The organism is Paenibacillus antibioticophila, from assembly GCF_000455265.1.
Taxonomy (GTDB): domain Bacteria; phylum Bacillota; class Bacilli; order Paenibacillales; family Paenibacillaceae; genus Fontibacillus; species Fontibacillus antibioticophila.
The window spans coordinates 2,419,470-2,437,176 of record NZ_HG005139.1; the positions used below are offsets into that span (position 1 = coordinate 2,419,470).

Consider the following 17,707-nt stretch of genomic DNA (forward strand, 5'->3'; position numbering starts at 1 on the left):
TGTCCACCCCTTTAAGTGCGAGTTCAAAAAGTCAGCTTTTTATGAACTTCCTCTTTATGGGGTAAGTCTATATTTTGCAGGGGTGGATTGGTATTGATTCTATGCACGAATGTTTGTACTTTTCGCGGTCATCATCGGCCCTGGACCGGTATACTTCCGGCGACGCCGGCCGGACCATACACTGCCGGCACCGAGCAGGAAGGTCGGAATGCCTGCCGCCACCAGGGTGATTGCCCATTCCCGGGTTCCGAGCGGCACTGTCTTGAAGATCGGCTGAAGCGCCTCAATGTACATAACTCCGAGAAGCAGCAGTACGGAAGACAAGACGGCAACCACCAAATATTTATTCTGCAAAATATTGCGATGGAAGATGGATCTGGAGCTGCGGCAATCAAACACGTGAATGAGTTGAGCCATTACCAGCGTTGCAAATGCTACAGACTGTGCGGTTGCAAGCTGCTGTGCGCTGCTCGGGTCCGCACTGTACGTAATCCAGAATGCTGCCAGGGTGCACACACCGATCAGCAAGCCCCGGCTAAGAATCTTCCAGCCCAGTCTTCTGGCAAATATATTCTCGTTTGCGCCACGGGGCTTATGCTCCATCAGGTCCTTCTCCGGCTGATCGACGCCAAGCGCCATCGCCGGCAGACCGTCCGTCACCAGATTAACCCAGAGGATCTGGATCGGGAGTAGCGGCAACGGCAAGCCTGCAAGCATTGCGAAGAGCATGGTCAGAATCTCACCGACATTGGATGCGAGCAAATAACGGATAAATTTGCGGATATTTTCGTAAATATTCCGTCCCTCTTCAATCGCTGCGACGATCGAGGTGAAATTATCATCGCTCAGGATGAGAGATGAGGCTTCCTTCGAAACGTCCGTTCCGGTGATCCCCATGGCAATCCCAATGTCCGCTGCTTTGATGGCCGGAGCATCATTTACCCCATCCCCGGTCATGGCTACCACATGGCCCTTCCGCTGGAGCGCCTTGACGATGCGAAGCTTGTGCTCCGGCGCAACCCGGGAATACACACAGACCAGATCAACCTGGCGTTCCAGCTCCTCATCGCTCATTCCGGCGAGTTGATGTCCTGCCAAGGAAGAGCCGCCCCGCTGCAAAATCCCCAGCTCTGCCGCAATGGCCTCCGCCGTCAGCTTGTGATCGCCCGTGATCATGATTGTCTTGATTCCGGCCCGCCGGCACACCGAGATTGCCTCCTTCGCTTCCTTACGGGGAGGATCAATCATGCCAGCCAGGCCTACAAAGACCAGATGAGATTCCACAATATCCTGGTCCTCCATATTTTCATTCGGCTTAAGATCACGATAGGCCATACCGAGCACACGAAGCGCACCCCGGGCAAGCTCTTCATTCTCACATTGCACCCGGTGGCGAAGGGTCCCGGTAAATGGAACGACCTTCCCATCCCACAGTATATAGGAGCACTTATCAAGCAGCATATCCGGCGCTCCCTTGACAAGCGCCATATGCCCGCCTTGGTGGGCCACAACCACGGACATCATCTTGCGTTGGGAGTCAAACGGAAACTCCTGCTCTCTCTTATAGACAGTGCTCAGTGCATGAGAGGTCAAGCCCAGCTTGGCGGATAGAACTACTAGCGCTCCCTCGGTCGGGTCTCCCTTTAGCTTCCATTGCAGCTCGGCGGGCTCTTCCCGCGTTTTCTTTTTTCCACGCATGCTGGACTCTTCCTCATAAATTTCCGCATTGGAGCAAAGCGCGCTTGCCTGCAGCAGCCGGCGCAGGCTCTGATCCTTCTTGAGGTCAACCGGCTTGCCGTTCTCCAAAATATGACCGACCGGCTCATATCCTTCTCCGGTTACCTCCAGTGTACGTCCTTCCAGCCATAGACGTGTAACGGTCATCTTGTTCTGCGTTAAGGTTCCCGTTTTGTCGGAGCAGATGACAGAGGCACAGCCCAGCGTCTCTACGGAAGGCAGCTTGCGCACAATCGCCTTGCGCTTGATCATCCGCTGGACGCCAAGCGCCAGGGCAATCGTAACGATGGCGGGCAAGCCCTCCGGAATCGCGGCTACCGCCAGACTTACACCCGCGAAGAACATAGCCCCAGCAGGCTGCCCATGCATAATACCCACAAGGACCACAAGCACGGTCAGGCCGAGTGCCAAATAAATCAGAATTTTCCCAAGCTGCTCAAGCCGTCGTTGAAGCGGGGTCTCTTGTACATCTGTACTTTGAATCAGATCCGCGATCTTACCCATTTCGGTATCCATGCCGCTGCGGATGACAACGCCCCTTCCACTGCCACGGGTGACCATCGTTCCCATAAAGCCAAGATTCTTCTGGTCTCCAAGCGGCACCTCCGCCTCGATCAATTTGCCTGCGTGCTTGGCTACCGGATGTGACTCACCGGTCAATGCCGACTCCTCTACATCCAGACTATGCGCAGACAACCAGCGGATATCAGCCGGAATACGGTCTCCGCTCTCTACAGCGATAATATCGCCAGGAACCAGCTCTTTAGCCGGAATATTCCGGACTACTCCCTCCCGGAGAACATTGGCATGGGGCGCTGACAATTGCTTCAACGCGCGAAGGGAACGCTCTGCCCGAAATTCTTGTACAAACCCGAGCACACTGTTCAAAATAATGATCGCTATTATCGTTATGGCGTCGAGATATTCACCCAGAATTCCCGAGATCAAGGTGGCCCCCATCAATACCAGCATCATAAAATCCTTGAACTGGTTCAAGAACAGCAGAAGCGGGGAAATGCGTTCTCCCTCTGACAGTTCATTCCAGCCGTACTGCTCTCTCCGCTTCTCGGCCTCACTCGGAGTCAGACCTAGATCACGCTCAACCCCGAGATGGGCCAAAACTTCCTCTCCACTCCACTGGTGCCAGTTTTTTTGCTCCATCCTCCCGATTCCCCTCCCGTATTTTGCGGTAAACAGTGCTAAGGCTTTTCCACCTACTGGTAAACTGTATTCCAGCCAGTCCAAAAATATCACAGCCCGTACACTTGAAATTAACATCGGGGGGCTAGTTTGAAGGGGCAACGTGTGAGGTGTGCTTACGATCGCTGTTGCTCGCGGATTTCTCTTATTGGACTAAGTTCAAACAAGGGAGAAATCCACTCACAAAGGCGAACGCTGACGCTTCTTCAGCACACTTCACACTTATGCCCTTGCTACTTCGCCTTTGCAGTTTAACTGAAACACAGTTGCACATGGCTGCGCCACATGTTGCATTACAGTAAGCTTGCCGCCTGCCGGCACGCAAGCAGAAAACTTCACGCAAGCCTCCTTTCAACTTCACCTTGCTGCCAGGCTCGCCTTAGTCGCCCTAGGCTAGGCATCGCAAATGGAAGCCTGCGCAATTCACTTTACGCACAGCCCCATGGAACACTGGCGCCTGGAGTTGCGCCCAGTCGCACGTTGCTTCGGCCTTATGCGGAACACGGAACTTCGTTATCCTACTTGGTATTCCAGTCTTGATCCGAGCTTTACTCATCCTACTTACTCAGTATCATTCCGGTCATGCTCCAGTGAAATTTCTTACCTTAAATTCTTCATTCAGCGCTCAAACCCGATTTTAGTGAAAAAAATTACCTTAGATCTCCAGTATCTAGTTAAACCCACGGTATAGCCCACTTTAAGCGAAAAAAATTCACTATATCCGTATTTCTATCATTTCCACTGAATTTAGGGTAACTTTCTTCACTGCTATGAACGTTTTTTGTCAATCCCCTATTCCTTTACCTTTTTAACCAAGGTTTATATCCATTCTTCGGGCACGGGAACAAAATGCGAGTCAACGGCTGGCAGACTGCTATCCGTGGGTTGGTTCCACATGTTATGCCTTTCGTACAGGAGGACCTTCCGATAACTGCAGACGCACGTCAGGTAACATACCCTGTGCAAGTGAAAATCGCGGATTATCCTCCAAACCTTTCTCTTTGTTCCCATGCCCCAAGATTGTATACGAGTGGTATATCACAAATAATCTAACTCATTGAATCCATACAAGTAGCTTATGCAACTTGATGTTGTGCAGATCTTTCAACACTTACGGCTATCGACCAAATAAATCCCACGAGTTCTCTACCGATCGCAGCGACAACGAGGTTTTTGTGTTTTCCCTTCCGGAGAAGCCTTAGATATTTCGAATGTAAACGATGTTGAGCTTTCCAGGATACTTCCTGGGTATGAGCCGACTGCCCCTCAAGGCGCTTTTCCAAATCTCCTTTAACCGCTGGTCGATGACGGTAACTCCATGCCGCTTCAATGAGCGCACGTCTTACCCTTGAGTTACCTGTTTTTGTTAATCTTCCTCGTTTGGTTGTTATCCCGGACGATTGTTCACGAGGTACGAGCCCCAAGTAACTCATCAATTGAGCAGGAGAGCGGAAACGCTCGAAGTTTTCAATCTCCACAACCAAAGTAATGGCAGTTAGTAGTGCTACCCCTCTCAGCCCTTGAATAGCGCGAATAACTGGAGCGTGCGTACAAATCTCTGCAGCTTCTTGCATAGCTGTTTCCAGACGTTTAATCCGCTCTTCGATTTCCCGAAGCTGTTGCAGGTACTCATCGAATACTGTTTGCTCCACTTTTCTTTCGAAAGTAAGCGTAGCAAGCCATTGGCGGTACATTTTGGTCCAGCGTCTCTTCATGCTTGCTGGTGGATGAATGTGATGACGCAGTAAAAAATGAATGATACGCTGACGTGCCCGATGAAGGTCTTCTTTTACATCTTCACGTGCTCTGACAAGATCTCTTAAAGCCTCTGTTTCTCGTGTCGGTACATGAATAGGAGTCAACTCCCCAGCACGATGCAACTGAGCCAGCCGCTCGGCATCCCGGCGGTCCGTCTTAATGGAGTCGCCTGCACGAACAGGAATTCTTGAAGGGGCAATGACTGCGCAACTCACTCCCATTCGGGTAATCCAATGATACAAATCGTATCCCGTTGGACCGGCCTCATAACACACCTCAAGAACAACATCTTTCTCTTGAAGCTTTCGGATCAGCTTGGCCACAGCATCTGGATTATGGGCAATGGTTCCATAAAATCTTGGTGCTTCCCGGCCCTCATCCGCAATGGCGACAGCAATCTTATCTTTCGATACATCCATTCCTACGTATTTTGTGGTATTCTTCATATTAGCAGCTCCTTTCGTATGTAGCTCTGAAATAGTGGTTTCTCACCTTCTATTTTAACCTACGATTTGCGAATAGGGGCTGTACTACGTTCATCATAACTGCATCCGCAAGATTCATATTTCATGCGGACGACCGATCGTCATACTGCGAAACACCGCGCGCTGGAAGCTGTGCTCGGTGCGAGGTTACTCATAACGTACTTGGCCGGTATTATGCAGAATCTACTGGAATAGCCCTTGCTCTGTCTGCTTGTTGAAATTGGGGCATCACCCAATGATGATGCGGTGTTGCCAATGTACTGTTTGTAATGCATCAGGCATCAAGATGCTATGCTGAATGAACGAGCCTGTAGGCTAGGCAAGTGATTCTGGAGCATTCTGCCGTGCATCCGACGTGCGGAGGGGTACTACTATAGTCCATCCGGCACTATAAAGCCGAATTAAGTAGCCTGCGTAGAAAGGGCATAAGTGTGAAGAGTGCTGAAGAAACGGAGTGTTCGCCTTTGCGAGTGGATTGCTACAATTTCAGATTTTATTTAATCAAAGGAATCCGCGAGCAACAGCGATCGTAAGCACACTTCACACGTTGCCCCCATACGCAGCACCAGCTTTTTATTGCTGCGCTCTCGCACGACACCGCGTCAAAAGTTGAAGGTACCTTTTGAATATCCGGAGGAAGTATGGCATCATAATTGGGTAAGACAGATTGATAGACAGGAGAACTTATGTCATGGCATTAGACGGAATCGTAACCCGCGCTATCGTCCGGGAGCTGCAAAGCATCGTCGGCGGGCGCATCAACAAAATACATCAGCCTTCCCAGAGCGATATCGTAATCCAGCTGCGGGGAGCCGGCAGCGGACGCCGCTTGCTGTTATCGGCCAATCCTACCTATCCGCGGGTCCAGTTCACCGAAGAGAGCTTCCCGAATCCCCAGGAGGCGCCGATGTTCTGTATGCTGTTACGGAAGTACTGTGAGGGCGGAACCATTGAGTCGGTTTCCCAAGCGGGATTAGAGCGGATTATTCACATTGAGGTTCGCCAACGCGATGAGATGGGAGATGTGTCTCTAAAGCGTCTCGTTATCGAATTGATGGGACGGCACAGCAACATTATTTTGCTCGACCCGGCAACACAGGTGCAGCTGGACGGTATACATCATGTGACCCCGGCTATTAGCAGCTATCGGGTCGTTATGCCGGGATTTACCTATACAGAGCCCCCTGCGCAGGATAAGATCCATCCGCTGGATAGCAGCAAAGAACAGTTCCTCGCTGCATTCAAAAATGCAGTGGAAGAAGGAAATGCCGCCCATTCCGGATGGCTCGTCGCTGCATACAGCGGATTCAGTCCCCTCATCGCAGAGGAAATCTATTGGCGTGCCTTTGGCATCAGCAAGCCGGGAGCCGATGGAGTGGAACAGACTGTAGACGCAGATAAGCTCTGGAACGCCTTTTCGGAACTGACTGCAGAGGCAAGAGAGCATCAGTACGAACCCATGATCGGAGATAATGCCAAGGGGAAAAGTGTATTTTCTGCTGTCCGGCTTAGTCTGATTCAGGAAAATCGCAAGGAATTCGACTCGATCAGCGCCTGTATGGAGGAGTATTTCGGGGAAAAAGCGCTCCGGGATACCGTTAAGCAGAAGACCAGCGATCTGCTGCGCTTCCTGCAAAATGAACGCAATAAAAACGTGAAGAAAATCTCCAATCTGGAAAAGGATCTGGCCGAAGCGGAGGATGCCGAGCAGTACCGGATTCGGGGCGAGCTGCTCCTATCCTCGCTGCATAGCATTAAGAAGGGCGATCCATCCGTTGAGCTCGTTAACTATTATGATGAGAACCAGGCAGTGGAGACCATTCCTCTGGACCCGCTGCTGACTCCATCGGAAAATGCCCAACGTTACTTCAAGAAGTACAATAAATTCAAAAACAGCCTCGCCGTAATCGACGAGCAGATGAACAAGACCCGCTCGGAAATTCGATATCTGGACGAGCTGCTGCAGCAGCTATCCTATGCGACGATGAATGATGTCGATGAAATTCGCGAGGAGTTGATCCAGCAAGGATACCTGCGGGACCGGAGCAAGAAGGGAAAGAAGAAAAAGAAGCAGGATAAGCCTACCCTGCATGTATACACCTCTTCCGAGGGAATTGAGATCTATGTCGGAAAAAACAACCTGCAAAATGAATATGTAACGAATCGGCTCGGCAGTCCGAACGATACCTGGCTGCATACCAAGGATATTCCAGGCTCCCATGTGCTGATCCGCAGTCAGACCTTTGGCGACGCTACGCTCAATGAGGCCGCTCAATTGGCCGCTTATTTCAGCCAGGCCAAGTCGTCCAGCAGCGTACCTGTCGATTGCACGCTGATCCGCTATGTCCGCAAGCCAAACGGCGCAAAGCCTGGATTTGTTATTTACGATCATCAGCGTACTTTGTTCATCACTCCGGATGAACAGTTAATCAAGAATTTGCCAAGCACGGTTAAGAAATAAAATAGTCACGTGCAGCTCCAGCCGCTTCCCCCTAAGAACGGGAAGCGGCTTTTTTCTGCAGGTGTTGCACGATATCAGCCGTTACGTATTTGCTGCCCAGCTCTCCGTGAAACACCTCGCCCTGCCGGACCCCGTGATAGTCGGAGCCGCCCGTTGGAATCAGGGCGTGTCTCATTGCCAATGCCATGTAACGTTTCTCTTCATCCGGGCCATGATCGGAATGGTATACTTCAATCCCATCCGGCCGTCCTTGCAGAATGATCTCCTCCACCAGCCGGTCATCGCCATATAATCCCGGATGAGCGATAACAGCCACCCCGCCTGCCTCCCTGATCCAGTCCATCGCCTCAAGCGGCGCGATACGGGGTAAAGAAACATAGCCCGCCTTGCCTTCCGCAAGATAACGGTCAAACGCGTCTCTAAGATCTCTCGCGTAGCCCTTATGGACGAGCGCATCAGCAATATGCGGTCTTCCAAGGCTCTCCCCGCTCCGCAGCGGTCTGCCCATAGCAGCAATAACCTCGTCGAGGGTAATCTCAAGGCCGAGCTCCTGCAGCCTGGCAATCATCAGGTCATTCCGTGAGTCGCGGGTTGCACGCAGACTAGCCAGACGCTGCTGCAGCAGCTCATTATCGATATCAGGATAATACCCCAGAATATGAATGTCCTTCTCCTTGGCACGGGTGCTGATCTCCACACCGGGAACGATGGCGATGCCAAGCCGGCTCCCTTCCTCAAGCGCCTCCTTCACTCCGGCCACAGTATCATGATCTGTGATCGCGATGCCCGCCAGACCTCGTTCTCCAGCCAAGCGAACCTGCTCCGAAGGGGAATTCATACCGTCAGACGCACGGGTATGGGTGTGCATATCATATCGCTTTGTCTCTGTCTCCATCATTTCTACTCCTTTACCTGCAGCTACTGTGCTCTGCAATAGCCTGCCTATACAGTCAATGTTTGTTCGCGTAAATAATTCAAGAAGGTAACCGCCGAGCCCGGCAGAAGCATGGACTTCAAGTGAACGGAGTAAAATTGCCGTTTGAAGCGTGCATCTTCGATATCAAGCACCTCGACCAGTCCCAGCTCGCGTTCATGCTTAACCGAGGAGGGCGAGATGATGGTGATGCCAAGCCCCGCTTCTACTGCTGATTTTACGGCACCCGTACTGCCCAGCTCCATCGTCGCATCCAGCCGGTCAGGCTGAAACCCGAGCCTTATCAGCTCGGTCTCCATCACTTGGCGTGTACCTGATCCCTTTTCCCGCAGGACAAATGGATAAGTCACGACCTCATCCAAGGTAATCCGCTCTCGTGCTGTTAACGGATGGCCCGAAGGAACAATCAGCTTCAGTTCATCCGCCATAACCGGCTCGGATATCATATCCGGATGATGGACCGGCGCCTCCACTAGTCCGAAATTCAACTGATGGCCTGCAATCTCGTCCATAATTTGCGCCGTATTCATGACTTTTAATGCAATGGAAATATCCGGGTACTGCTTTCCGAAGGGGCCAAGCAGACGGGGCAGCACATACTCTCCGATCGTCAAGCTCGCTCCGAGCTGCAGTCTGCCCTGAAGCTTGGTGGCAAAGGCCGCCATCGCTTCCTCTGTGCTGCGCATCAGCCCGATGGCATCCTTGGCATAAGGCAGCAGCGCTCTCCCTGCTTCGGTTAGCTCCAGCTTTTTGGTCGATCTGATCAGCAGCTTGCTCCCGAAATAGTCCTCAAGCGATTGAATCTGCATTGTCACCGCTGGCTGGGTCATATGCAGCGCCTGGGCGGCTGCGGAGAAGCTTCCCTGTTCGGCCACCAGATAGAAAATATGCAGTTGATGATAGTTTAAAGGCATGTCACCGATCTCTCCTTTACTGCCTATACAATATCATTTCTATCCCCGAAACGACAAACGGCATAAACACACAGCATAAACACAAAAAAGCGCGCCTGCGGGCACGCTATTCATCAAGTCTCTATCTCCGTTTGCGCGTATTCTTCATCAAGGTCATTCGTCTGGAATGACGGAGCCAGGAATAATAGGATTTCAGATCACGAAGCTCGATCGTCTCTGACATTCGCCCCAAAAAGGTGACGACAATCATCCGATGAAGCGGACGTCCCGCCTCATCAAACTGATCCGGCAAGTCCGCAAATTCAGCCACCATCACCAGATCATCATCGACAAGATATACATCCTGCTCATTTCGGTAATAAGGGGTGATCCTGCCTTCCCTCAACCAAGTCCATGCCCATTTGGCTATCTCATGAACCCCGCTGTCACCCTGACCGATTCGATCCGCATAACGTCTTTCGGCATGATGTGTAATGACAATGTCTGCCACCCGTTTGTCACCCAGTGGAATATGTATAGCGCCGCTCTTCAGTGCCGTGCCTTTTTCCCTCATGCCGCACCTCGCAATGTTAGGTCTTAAAGACTAAGTATAATTACCTATTATATTACAGCACTGGCTATCTTTCGACAAGACTTCATCGTATTTTTTGTGCAAACTTATCTAAATATATAGAAAAAGCGGCCTGAAGGGCCGCTTTGCATTGGCGTTGCCTATAAAAGCTGTAAAACTCATCACAATCCGTAATACTGGGTTTTATCCTGAACATCCTTGGAATATTCCGTCTTAATCTCATTCCGATAGGAGCGTTCAATTTTGCGGACATAAGGAAGCTTGCGCACATTCTTCATCGTCTCCTCCGCACGGTCCGCGTTCACATACATCACAACATAGTGCATTCGGCGGGATAAGTAATGTACGCTCCCGTATTTATCCAAATTTCTTGCCGCTTTCAAATCACTTACCCAAATGATATAACCTGTACGTTCTGGAAACATGCTGTCCCCTCTCCAATCCACGGAAGTTCTAAGACGGCCTTAGCCGCATCCGCAGCTTCCGCCGCCTCCACAGCCGCCCGTCTTCACATTAGGATCATTGCTCGGCACCTTGATACTCTCGGAGACCGCGTAGGCAATCGTCTCCGACATCTGGTGCAATATGTCGTCCAGTTCCTTCTCGGCTGCTTTGAATCTTCTAACCGCTTCGAATTGCTCCAGTTCCACCTCTACCTCTGTCACCTTATCCTTGGCTTCATGGTAGTTAGGATGGAAATGGCCGAAACGCTGTGTCTCTTCAAATAATACCTTCTGAGCATCCAGCTTCCGGACCAGGGCCTGAATATCCCGATCGGCTTCCACCCGTTGCTTCCAATATAAATAATCGGAGACGGCGGTGGAATTGTTTATCATATCGCCTAATTCATAGGCGTTAATCAACAGCTCGGCCATGTCGACCGTGTGGGATTCCATTACGCTCATGAATTTCATCTCGATTCTTTGTAAAATGGTTATCTGCAATGATGCAGACTTCATCATCATACCATACTCTGTCTATGTGCGGAAGAAGGCAGCAAGCTCCCGTATCCATCCTGCTGCTAATTGATCAGCGGCAGGAGCAAACCTATCTCCTCCCACTGATCCGGTGTAAGCAGGATGCCCTCTTCAACATGCCGATCTTGCGACTCTCCCCTTACAAGGTTTCCACGAACCATCCACCTGTGCTCTCCAGTAATTTGAACAGGGAGGAACACCGCGCATTCTCCGCTTTTCAAATTCATTTCTACCCCTGTCCGCCAGAGCATGGCTTGATCCATCAGGCTGCGGGCCGTCGAGTCATGATACTGCCTCCGCTCTCTAATCCACATGGAAGGAACGCGGCTTCTTCCTGGAAATAGCTCCTCTGCCCCCGGGATCTCGGTGGCAGGTTCATAAAGATATGCTCTGAAGCCTTGATTGATCCATGCCGCGTCGTGCCTTGTCGCAAATGTGCCGCTGCCGTGCATACCCGGCTTAATCCGCGGATAGAGCAAAACGGGTTGTTTTCGCTCATTCAGGGCCAATGATTGTCCGGCCTCGCCTGTGAGCTGATGCTGCTCAGTACCCCCGAATTCGCATTCCCAATCCGTAAGGACCTGCGCAATGTTGCCGGGAACCCCATGGGAGCATGACGTCAAAAGCTCCAGCAAATCAAGTGGCGTTCGTCCCCGCTGATAAGCATGGACCGCCCGGCTCCGGGTCAATCTGTAGACGGTCATTCTATCGTTAACCAGGCATTCGCAGCAGCACTCCAGCTCCCAGCGAATATGAAGGGAGACGTCGGGAGGAACCAGAATCTCGAAATCAGGCTGAACGTAGCAGCGTCCCCCCGGCTCTCCGGCAGGATTGCTATGTTGTTCCCTTGCTGCAAGGAATTCACCCTTTAGCCTAGGTCTGTTGCACCAGCGAAATATTAAATCCTCCTCAGTATCCCTCCCAAGCTCCAGCCAACCGAATGCGCTCAAGGCAAAGAGCCAGCCATACAGCCAGCTCTGCTCGCGATCGGCAACCCTCGCGATCAGGCCGCTCTCGAGCAGCGACTGGAGCAGACTATCGACTGAATACCAGTGCGCCATGGCCAGATCAGGCTGTACCAGCCGATAAGCGATATGCCATATCCCCGGCTCGTCCGGAAGATAGCGATCCAGCAGCTCCTGGAGAAGAATTGTATCCCGTTCAGATGCATCCAGGGCGAGCCAGGCAGACAGCTGTTCCGGTGCAACCGTTAGACAGGAGCTGTCTTGGTCTTGAGACAACAGGCCAAGGGACAGCAGCATGTCCAAAACAACTGCAAGCCCTAGCGGACACCAAGTCTGGTGAGGATGCTGCAACCCCAGGGCCGACAAATCTTCCTCATGCAGACTTATGACTTCATGAAGCTTATCGATGGTTCTCCGATGAATCGTTCCCTTCGAGGTGAACGGAAGAAAGCCCTGCTGCCCTATCCAGGACAATGTGCGGAACAGATCAGCAGCCAGCCCGTTTCCAGGCTCTTTGATCCTCCTTGCCATTGATCCGTCCCTCGCTTTTGGTGCTGCGGGCTTTAGCTCTTCCCAAATCCCCGGAATGGCGGAGCGGGAGATACAGTAGATTCTTTCATCCCGACTCCTCTTCATAGCGATAAGCTGTCCGCTTCGGAGCATTCCCGGAATCAATGCGCGCAGCTCAGCCCCGCTCACTCTGCCTGCTGCCGCTCCATTCACATGATCAAGCGTGAACGGAAGTCCTGCGAAACGGCGATACAGATACTCTATCATCCCCTGTTCCCTCCTGTTCCAGAACTATTCCGTATTGATATCCCTGCTCAATAAGAAATAATTGCCGTTTCCGGGCAAAATCCTGCTCGCTCGTCGCTTCCGAGACGATGGTATAAAAATGCGCCGTTCGCCAGTCCGCCTTGGGACGAAGAATACGCCCGAGGCGTTGTGCCTCCTCCTGACGGGATCCAAAGCTCCCTGATATCTGGATCGCAACCGAGGCATCAGGCAGATCCACAGCGAAATTGGCAACCTTCGATACAACAAGCACAGGAATCTCCCCCTGTCTGAACTGGTCAAAAAGCTGAACCCGCTCTTCCTGAGACGTATTTCCGGCGATTAAAGGAACCCCCAGCTCTTCGGCAATCAGCCGCAGCTGCTCCAAATATTGTCCGATAATTAATATGCCGCTGCCCTCGTGGCGCGCCAGCAGCCTCCGGATGACTTCCAGCTTTCTTGGATTCTCAGCTGCTATCCGGTGCTTTTCCCGGTTCGCCGCCTTCAGATATGAATCCTTAAGGCTGTCCGGGAGCGGTATGCGTAGCTCGCTGCATTCAACTTCTGCAATAAAGCCTTGCTCCTCCAGAGCCTTCCACGGCAGCTCATACCGCTTCGGTCCAATCAATGAGAACACATCCTGCTCACAGCCATCCTCACGGACAAGCGTTGCGGTCAGCCCAAGCCTTCTGGTCGCCTGGATTTCTGCCGTGGCGCGAAAAACAGGGGCCGGCAAGAGATGAACCTCATCATAAATAATCAGACCCCAGTCCCGCTCCCCAAACAATCGCATATGCTTGAAGTCGTTGCCGGCCCGATCACGGTGAGTCAAAATTTGATACGTGGACACGGTAACCGGAGTGATCTGCTTGTGGAGACCGGTATACTCGCCAACGGATTCTCGCGGCAATGTCGTCTTTGCTCCGATCTCATGTATCCATTGGCGGACAGATGTGACGTTAGAGGTTAAAATCAGCGTCTCGCATTGCAGCCTCTCCATGGCCGCCAGTCCAACGATCGTCTTTCCTGCTCCACAAGGAAGAACAATGACCCCGCTTCCGCCTCCGCCTTCTCCCTCTGACCCCGTGAAAGCCTCCACCGCCGCTTGTTGATACGGGCGCAGCATAAATCCGCCTGCTCCAGAGGAGAAGGCAAGTTGAAGCGGCAAGGCTTGGCCTGGATGATATCCCGCTTGATCCAGAACAGGATATCCCATGCGAATAAGCTCCTGCTTCATAGCTCCCCGCCATTTCGCAGGGAACGTTAAGGAGTCGGAGCTATCCTCTGTAAAACGCAATTGGAAAGCCCTCTTCTTATCGCCCAGCAGCTTGAGGAGAAGTCCTGGCCGCGCAGAGCTGCTGCTGAGCAGGAGCCTGTCATGTTCTTCCGGGGCTCTGCCCAGCCTGAGCAGCCCATATCTGGACATGTGTTCTCCGATTTCAAGCTCAAGGCTTTGAGGCAGCTCCCAACGAGACATATTGCGAAGCATTCCTAAAATATCCTCAGGACGGCTGCCTCCCGCAGCAGCGTTCCAAAGCGACAAAGGGGTAATGCGGTATGTATGGAAGCCCGCCGGGCTCTTGACCAGCTCCGCAAATCTTCCCAGACAATCCCTCGCATACTCAAATCCCGGATGATCCGTCTCCAGCAAGATAGTGAAGTCCCGCTGCACGATACAGGCACCATTCTGGTTCACGGGTTAGAATACCTCCTTAAGGTTCGAGGCGTAGCCAATTTAAAAAAGAAGCTCGCCGGCTGCAAACCGCGAACTTCTCTCCTTGAGGTATATCATTCCGGCAAAGCAGGAATTTTATGCGTCCGGTACTCATGCAAGGTATGCCTGCATTCCGTTCTTTAAGCTTTATTCTCCAGACAATACGCTTCTCTCATGGCAACCAGAAGGGTCGCGGCATGGAGCATGCTCTCTTCATCGATATCAAATTTCGGGTGATGATGGGGATAGATGATCCCCTTGTCCTTATTGCCCGCTCCAACCAGTACAAAGCATCCGGGCACTTCCTTCAAGTAATAAGCAAAATCCTCGGCTGGCATGATAGGTGCAGCCAGTACAGGCTTCAGGCCTGCTTCCGGTCCTGCAATGGAATAAAAGCGATCGTACTCCTGCTTATGATTGATCAGGCTAGGATATCCGGTGGTATAAGCAATCTCTGCTTCAGCTCCGTAAGCTGCAGCAGTCCCCTCAACCACCTGGCGAACCAGACGAGCGATCATGGTCCGCGTCTCCTCGTTGAAGCAGCGAACCGTCCCCGAGAGCCGGCAGCGGTCTGCAATCACATTCTGCGCCATGCCTCCCTGAATCGAGCCGATCGTTAATACTGCGGGCTGAAGCGGATCGACCGAACGGCTGACAATAGATTGCAGCTGGAGCACCAGAGCCGAGGCAGCCACCACGCTGTCGATCGCCATATGCGGCATTCCCCCATGCCCCCCTTTGCCGCGCAGCTCAATCACAAAATCATCGTTGGAGGCCATCAGCGCCCCCGGTGCACTGCCTGCCGTTCCGATTGGAATGGGTGTCCACAGATGCACTCCATAAATGACGTCTACATCGTTAAGGGCTCCTGCCTCAATCATAGAGCGGGCGCCCCCCGGACAAACCTCTTCAGCAGGCTGAAAGATCAATACGATATTTCCTTCAACCTCTTCCCGCCGCGACGAATAGTATTCCGCAAGGGCAAGCAGCATGGCCGTGTGTCCATCATGTCCGCAGGCATGCATGACACCGGGGACCTGCGAAGCGTAGTCACACTGCTTCTCATCCTGGATCGGCAAGGCATCCATATCCGCGCGAAAAGCCACGGTCTTCCCGGGTTTACCGCCTCGAATTCTCCCGATGATTCCGGTTCCTCCGATCCCGGTAATAAGTTCAATGCCCATACGCTTCAAGTGCCCGGCAACATAGCCCGAGGTTTCCTTTTCCTTGAAGGACAGCTCCGGATGACGATGCAGATAGCGGCGGTGCCCTACCATGACAGGGTATAACTGTACGAGCGTTTCCTTGTCCACACAGTCCACTTCCTCTTTACAGATATGTATGTAGTTTATTGTAGCAGAAAAACTTCAGGGCTTCCTGCAAGCTTCCGCACTCGCTCCATAGCGAAAAATTCACGATCTGCAAGGCTTTCCCATGCTTGCACAAGCGTTGGAAACATAATATCATGGGAGAAGAACTTTTGGTGTCTTTTTTACGAACTTTTAAAGGGGGCCTTCAGGAAGATGATTGTGGAAAACTCAGGATTAGACGGGCTTAAGAGCGATCTGGCCTATTTGGATGAATCCGCCGAAAAGGTTGGCTTTATCCGTTGGCAATGGGAGTACTACCGCGCTACATATGACTATAAAATTGAGTTTGAGCAAGATGAATACTTCCTGCGGATTAATACCCGCGCAATTGAGGGTAAGCTGGAACGTCCGGATACCGTTCTGGCCATTGAAGCGGTCTATATGGGGCGGGCCACTTTCCCTCACGGACTTGAATATGAATCAGAAGTTCCCGCTCAGGTCATGAAGACCGCCAGCGCGAGACTCGCTGAGCTCAAGCAGCTACTGGAGGCTTAAGCCGGCCATCATGAGGGACAACAAAGAAGAGGAGAGACGCGGCGCTCCCGATTTCCAGCTGCTGATTTTAACTTTGCTGCTCGTTGGATTCGGGATCGTCATGGTGTTCAGCTCCAGCTCCAGCATCGCACAGGTAAGTCAGACCTTTAATAACGACCCGATGTACTTTACCAAGCGGCAAATCGCATTTGGTCTTGCAGGAATGCTTGGAATGTTAATCACGATGAACATCCCCTACGAGAAGTTCAAGAAGTTATTTGTTCCGGTGTTTATTCTGGCGATTATCCTTTTGATGATCGTTCCCTTCGCCGATAGCATTAACGGTGCCAGCAGTTGGCTCAAGGTCGGAACCTTCGGCATTCAGCCTACTGAGCTTGCGAAAATTACGACGATTATGTATCTGTCCGCCCTGATCTCCAAGAAAGGGGAACGGTTTCGGGATTTGCGTACCGGCTATATTCCGGTCATGGTGATCGTCGGCTTTGTTGCCGGTCTGATCATGCTGCAGCCTGACCTCGGCTCGTGCTTCATTCTGGTAGCGACGGCTGGTCTGTTAATTTTTGCAGGCGGGGCAAATCTGAAGCATATTTTGGGCTCGATTGGCTTGCTCATACTTGGCGCCAGCATCGTCTTAGGAGCTAGCACGCTATGGGACAGGATCAACCCGAGTGAGACAACAAGTGCCAAAAGCAGTTATAAATTGAATCGGATTCAAGCTTTTCTTGATCCCTGGAAAGATACTCAGGATTCCGGCTACAACCTGATCCAGTCGATGACTGCGATCGGTCACGGCGGATTGACCGGCACCGGCTTTGGACAAGGGATCCAGAAGCTGCACTATCTCCCGAATGCCTACAATGACTTTATTTTCTCCGTTATCGGTGAAGAATTCGGATTTATCGGCAGCATCCTGTTTCTGTTGGTCTATATCTACTTTATCTGGCGAGGAATTCTTGTATCCCTGCGGTCGCATACTACCTATGGTACGCTGATGGGTGTAGGAGTCATGGGCCTTATTGCCATTCAAGCATTTATTAATATTGGCGGCGTGACAAGAACCATTCCGATCACCGGCGTAACCCTGCCGTTCATCAGTTATGGAGGTTCTTCCCTGCTTGTTATGATGGTATCCATGGGAATCGTGCTTAGTATTTCCAGGGATTCGTCAATTCCTGTCAAACAGGAGCGTACTAAATCTGTTGTCGTCAAGACGGCCGGAGCCGTGCCCTTTGAGCCTGACCGCCGCAGACGCCACCATCTGAGTTAAAATGATCCATAGTCGCATCCGCAAAAAAAGACTTCCGGAGAACGCTGCATGCAGCTCTCCTGAAGTCTTTTTGCTACTGTCGAAT

General features: G+C 51.8%; 13 protein-coding genes. 3 read left to right on the plus strand and 10 right to left on the minus strand.

The annotated features are described in order from the left end of the window. Positions 1-99 precede the first annotated feature (99 nt). Both TX85_RS11155 and TX85_RS11160 read right to left on the minus strand, forming a co-directional pair. Positions 100-2,898, minus strand: a complete 2,799-nt coding sequence (locus TX85_RS11155; RefSeq protein ID WP_044479185.1) for a calcium-translocating P-type ATPase, SERCA-type — start codon at positions 2,896-2,898, stop codon at positions 100-102. Positions 2,899-4,013: 1,115 nt separating this feature from the next. Next, entirely contained in the window at positions 4,014-5,141 is a 1,128-nt protein-coding gene (locus TX85_RS11160; protein WP_044479186.1) for an IS110 family RNA-guided transposase, read from the minus strand. 730 nt (positions 5,142-5,871) lie between these two features. On the opposite strand from TX85_RS11160, the gene TX85_RS11165 reads away from it, so the two are divergent. Continuing rightward, complete coding sequence (locus TX85_RS11165) at positions 5,872-7,641, plus strand: Rqc2 family fibronectin-binding protein (RefSeq protein WP_044479187.1); 1,770 nt, start codon at positions 5,872-5,874, stop codon at positions 7,639-7,641. A 31-nt stretch (positions 7,642-7,672) separates the two neighbouring features. Here the strand turns inward: TX85_RS11165 and TX85_RS11170 are convergent, their stop codons facing one another. The 8 genes from TX85_RS11170 to TX85_RS11205 form a co-directional block, all read right to left on the minus strand. Then, positions 7,673-8,536 (minus strand): PHP domain-containing protein, encoded by an 864-nt coding sequence (locus TX85_RS11170; protein ID WP_101781138.1) that lies wholly within the window; start codon positions 8,534-8,536, stop codon positions 7,673-7,675. Between the two features lie 47 nt (positions 8,537-8,583). Further along, positions 8,584-9,489, minus strand: a complete 906-nt coding sequence (locus TX85_RS11175; RefSeq protein ID WP_044479189.1) for a selenium metabolism-associated LysR family transcriptional regulator — start codon at positions 9,487-9,489, stop codon at positions 8,584-8,586. A 121-nt stretch (positions 9,490-9,610) separates the two neighbouring features. After that, the gene (locus tag TX85_RS11180; protein WP_044479190.1) at positions 9,611-10,042 is read right to left on the minus strand and encodes a hypothetical protein; all 432 of its coding nucleotides are present in this window, start codon (positions 10,040-10,042) and stop codon (positions 9,611-9,613) included. A gap of 179 nt (positions 10,043-10,221) precedes the next feature. Beyond that, positions 10,222-10,485 carry a YlbG family protein gene (locus TX85_RS11185; RefSeq protein ID WP_044479191.1) on the minus strand — a complete coding sequence of 88 codons (264 nt, stop codon included), beginning with the start codon at positions 10,483-10,485 and terminating at the stop codon, positions 10,222-10,224. A 39-nt stretch (positions 10,486-10,524) separates the two neighbouring features. Beyond that, positions 10,525-10,965, minus strand: coding sequence for a YlbF family regulator (locus TX85_RS11190; RefSeq protein WP_044479999.1), 441 nt, complete (start codon positions 10,963-10,965; stop codon positions 10,525-10,527). A gap of 116 nt (positions 10,966-11,081) precedes the next feature. Continuing rightward, positions 11,082-12,779 (minus strand): helicase-associated domain-containing protein, encoded by a 1,698-nt coding sequence (locus tag TX85_RS11195; RefSeq protein WP_044479192.1) that lies wholly within the window; start codon positions 12,777-12,779, stop codon positions 11,082-11,084. Next, positions 12,730-14,472 (minus strand): DNA repair helicase XPB, encoded by a 1,743-nt coding sequence (locus tag TX85_RS11200; protein ID WP_044479193.1) that lies wholly within the window; start codon positions 14,470-14,472, stop codon positions 12,730-12,732. The genes TX85_RS11195 and TX85_RS11200 overlap by 50 nt, the downstream gene beginning before the upstream one ends. Before the next feature lie 158 nt (positions 14,473-14,630). Then, positions 14,631-15,803 carry an amidohydrolase gene (locus TX85_RS11205; protein WP_081671701.1) on the minus strand — a complete coding sequence of 391 codons (1,173 nt, stop codon included), beginning with the start codon at positions 15,801-15,803 and terminating at the stop codon, positions 14,631-14,633. Positions 15,804-16,013: 210 nt separating this feature from the next. On the opposite strand from TX85_RS11205, the gene TX85_RS11210 reads away from it, so the two are divergent. Further along, entirely contained in the window at positions 16,014-16,355 is a 342-nt protein-coding gene (locus tag TX85_RS11210; protein ID WP_044479194.1) for a YugN family protein, read from the plus strand. Positions 16,356-16,365: 10 nt separating this feature from the next. Further along, the gene (gene ftsW, locus TX85_RS11215) at positions 16,366-17,622 is read left to right on the plus strand and encodes a putative lipid II flippase FtsW (protein WP_044479195.1); all 1,257 of its coding nucleotides are present in this window, start codon (positions 16,366-16,368) and stop codon (positions 17,620-17,622) included. The last annotated feature ends 85 nt before the right edge of the window (positions 17,623-17,707 follow it).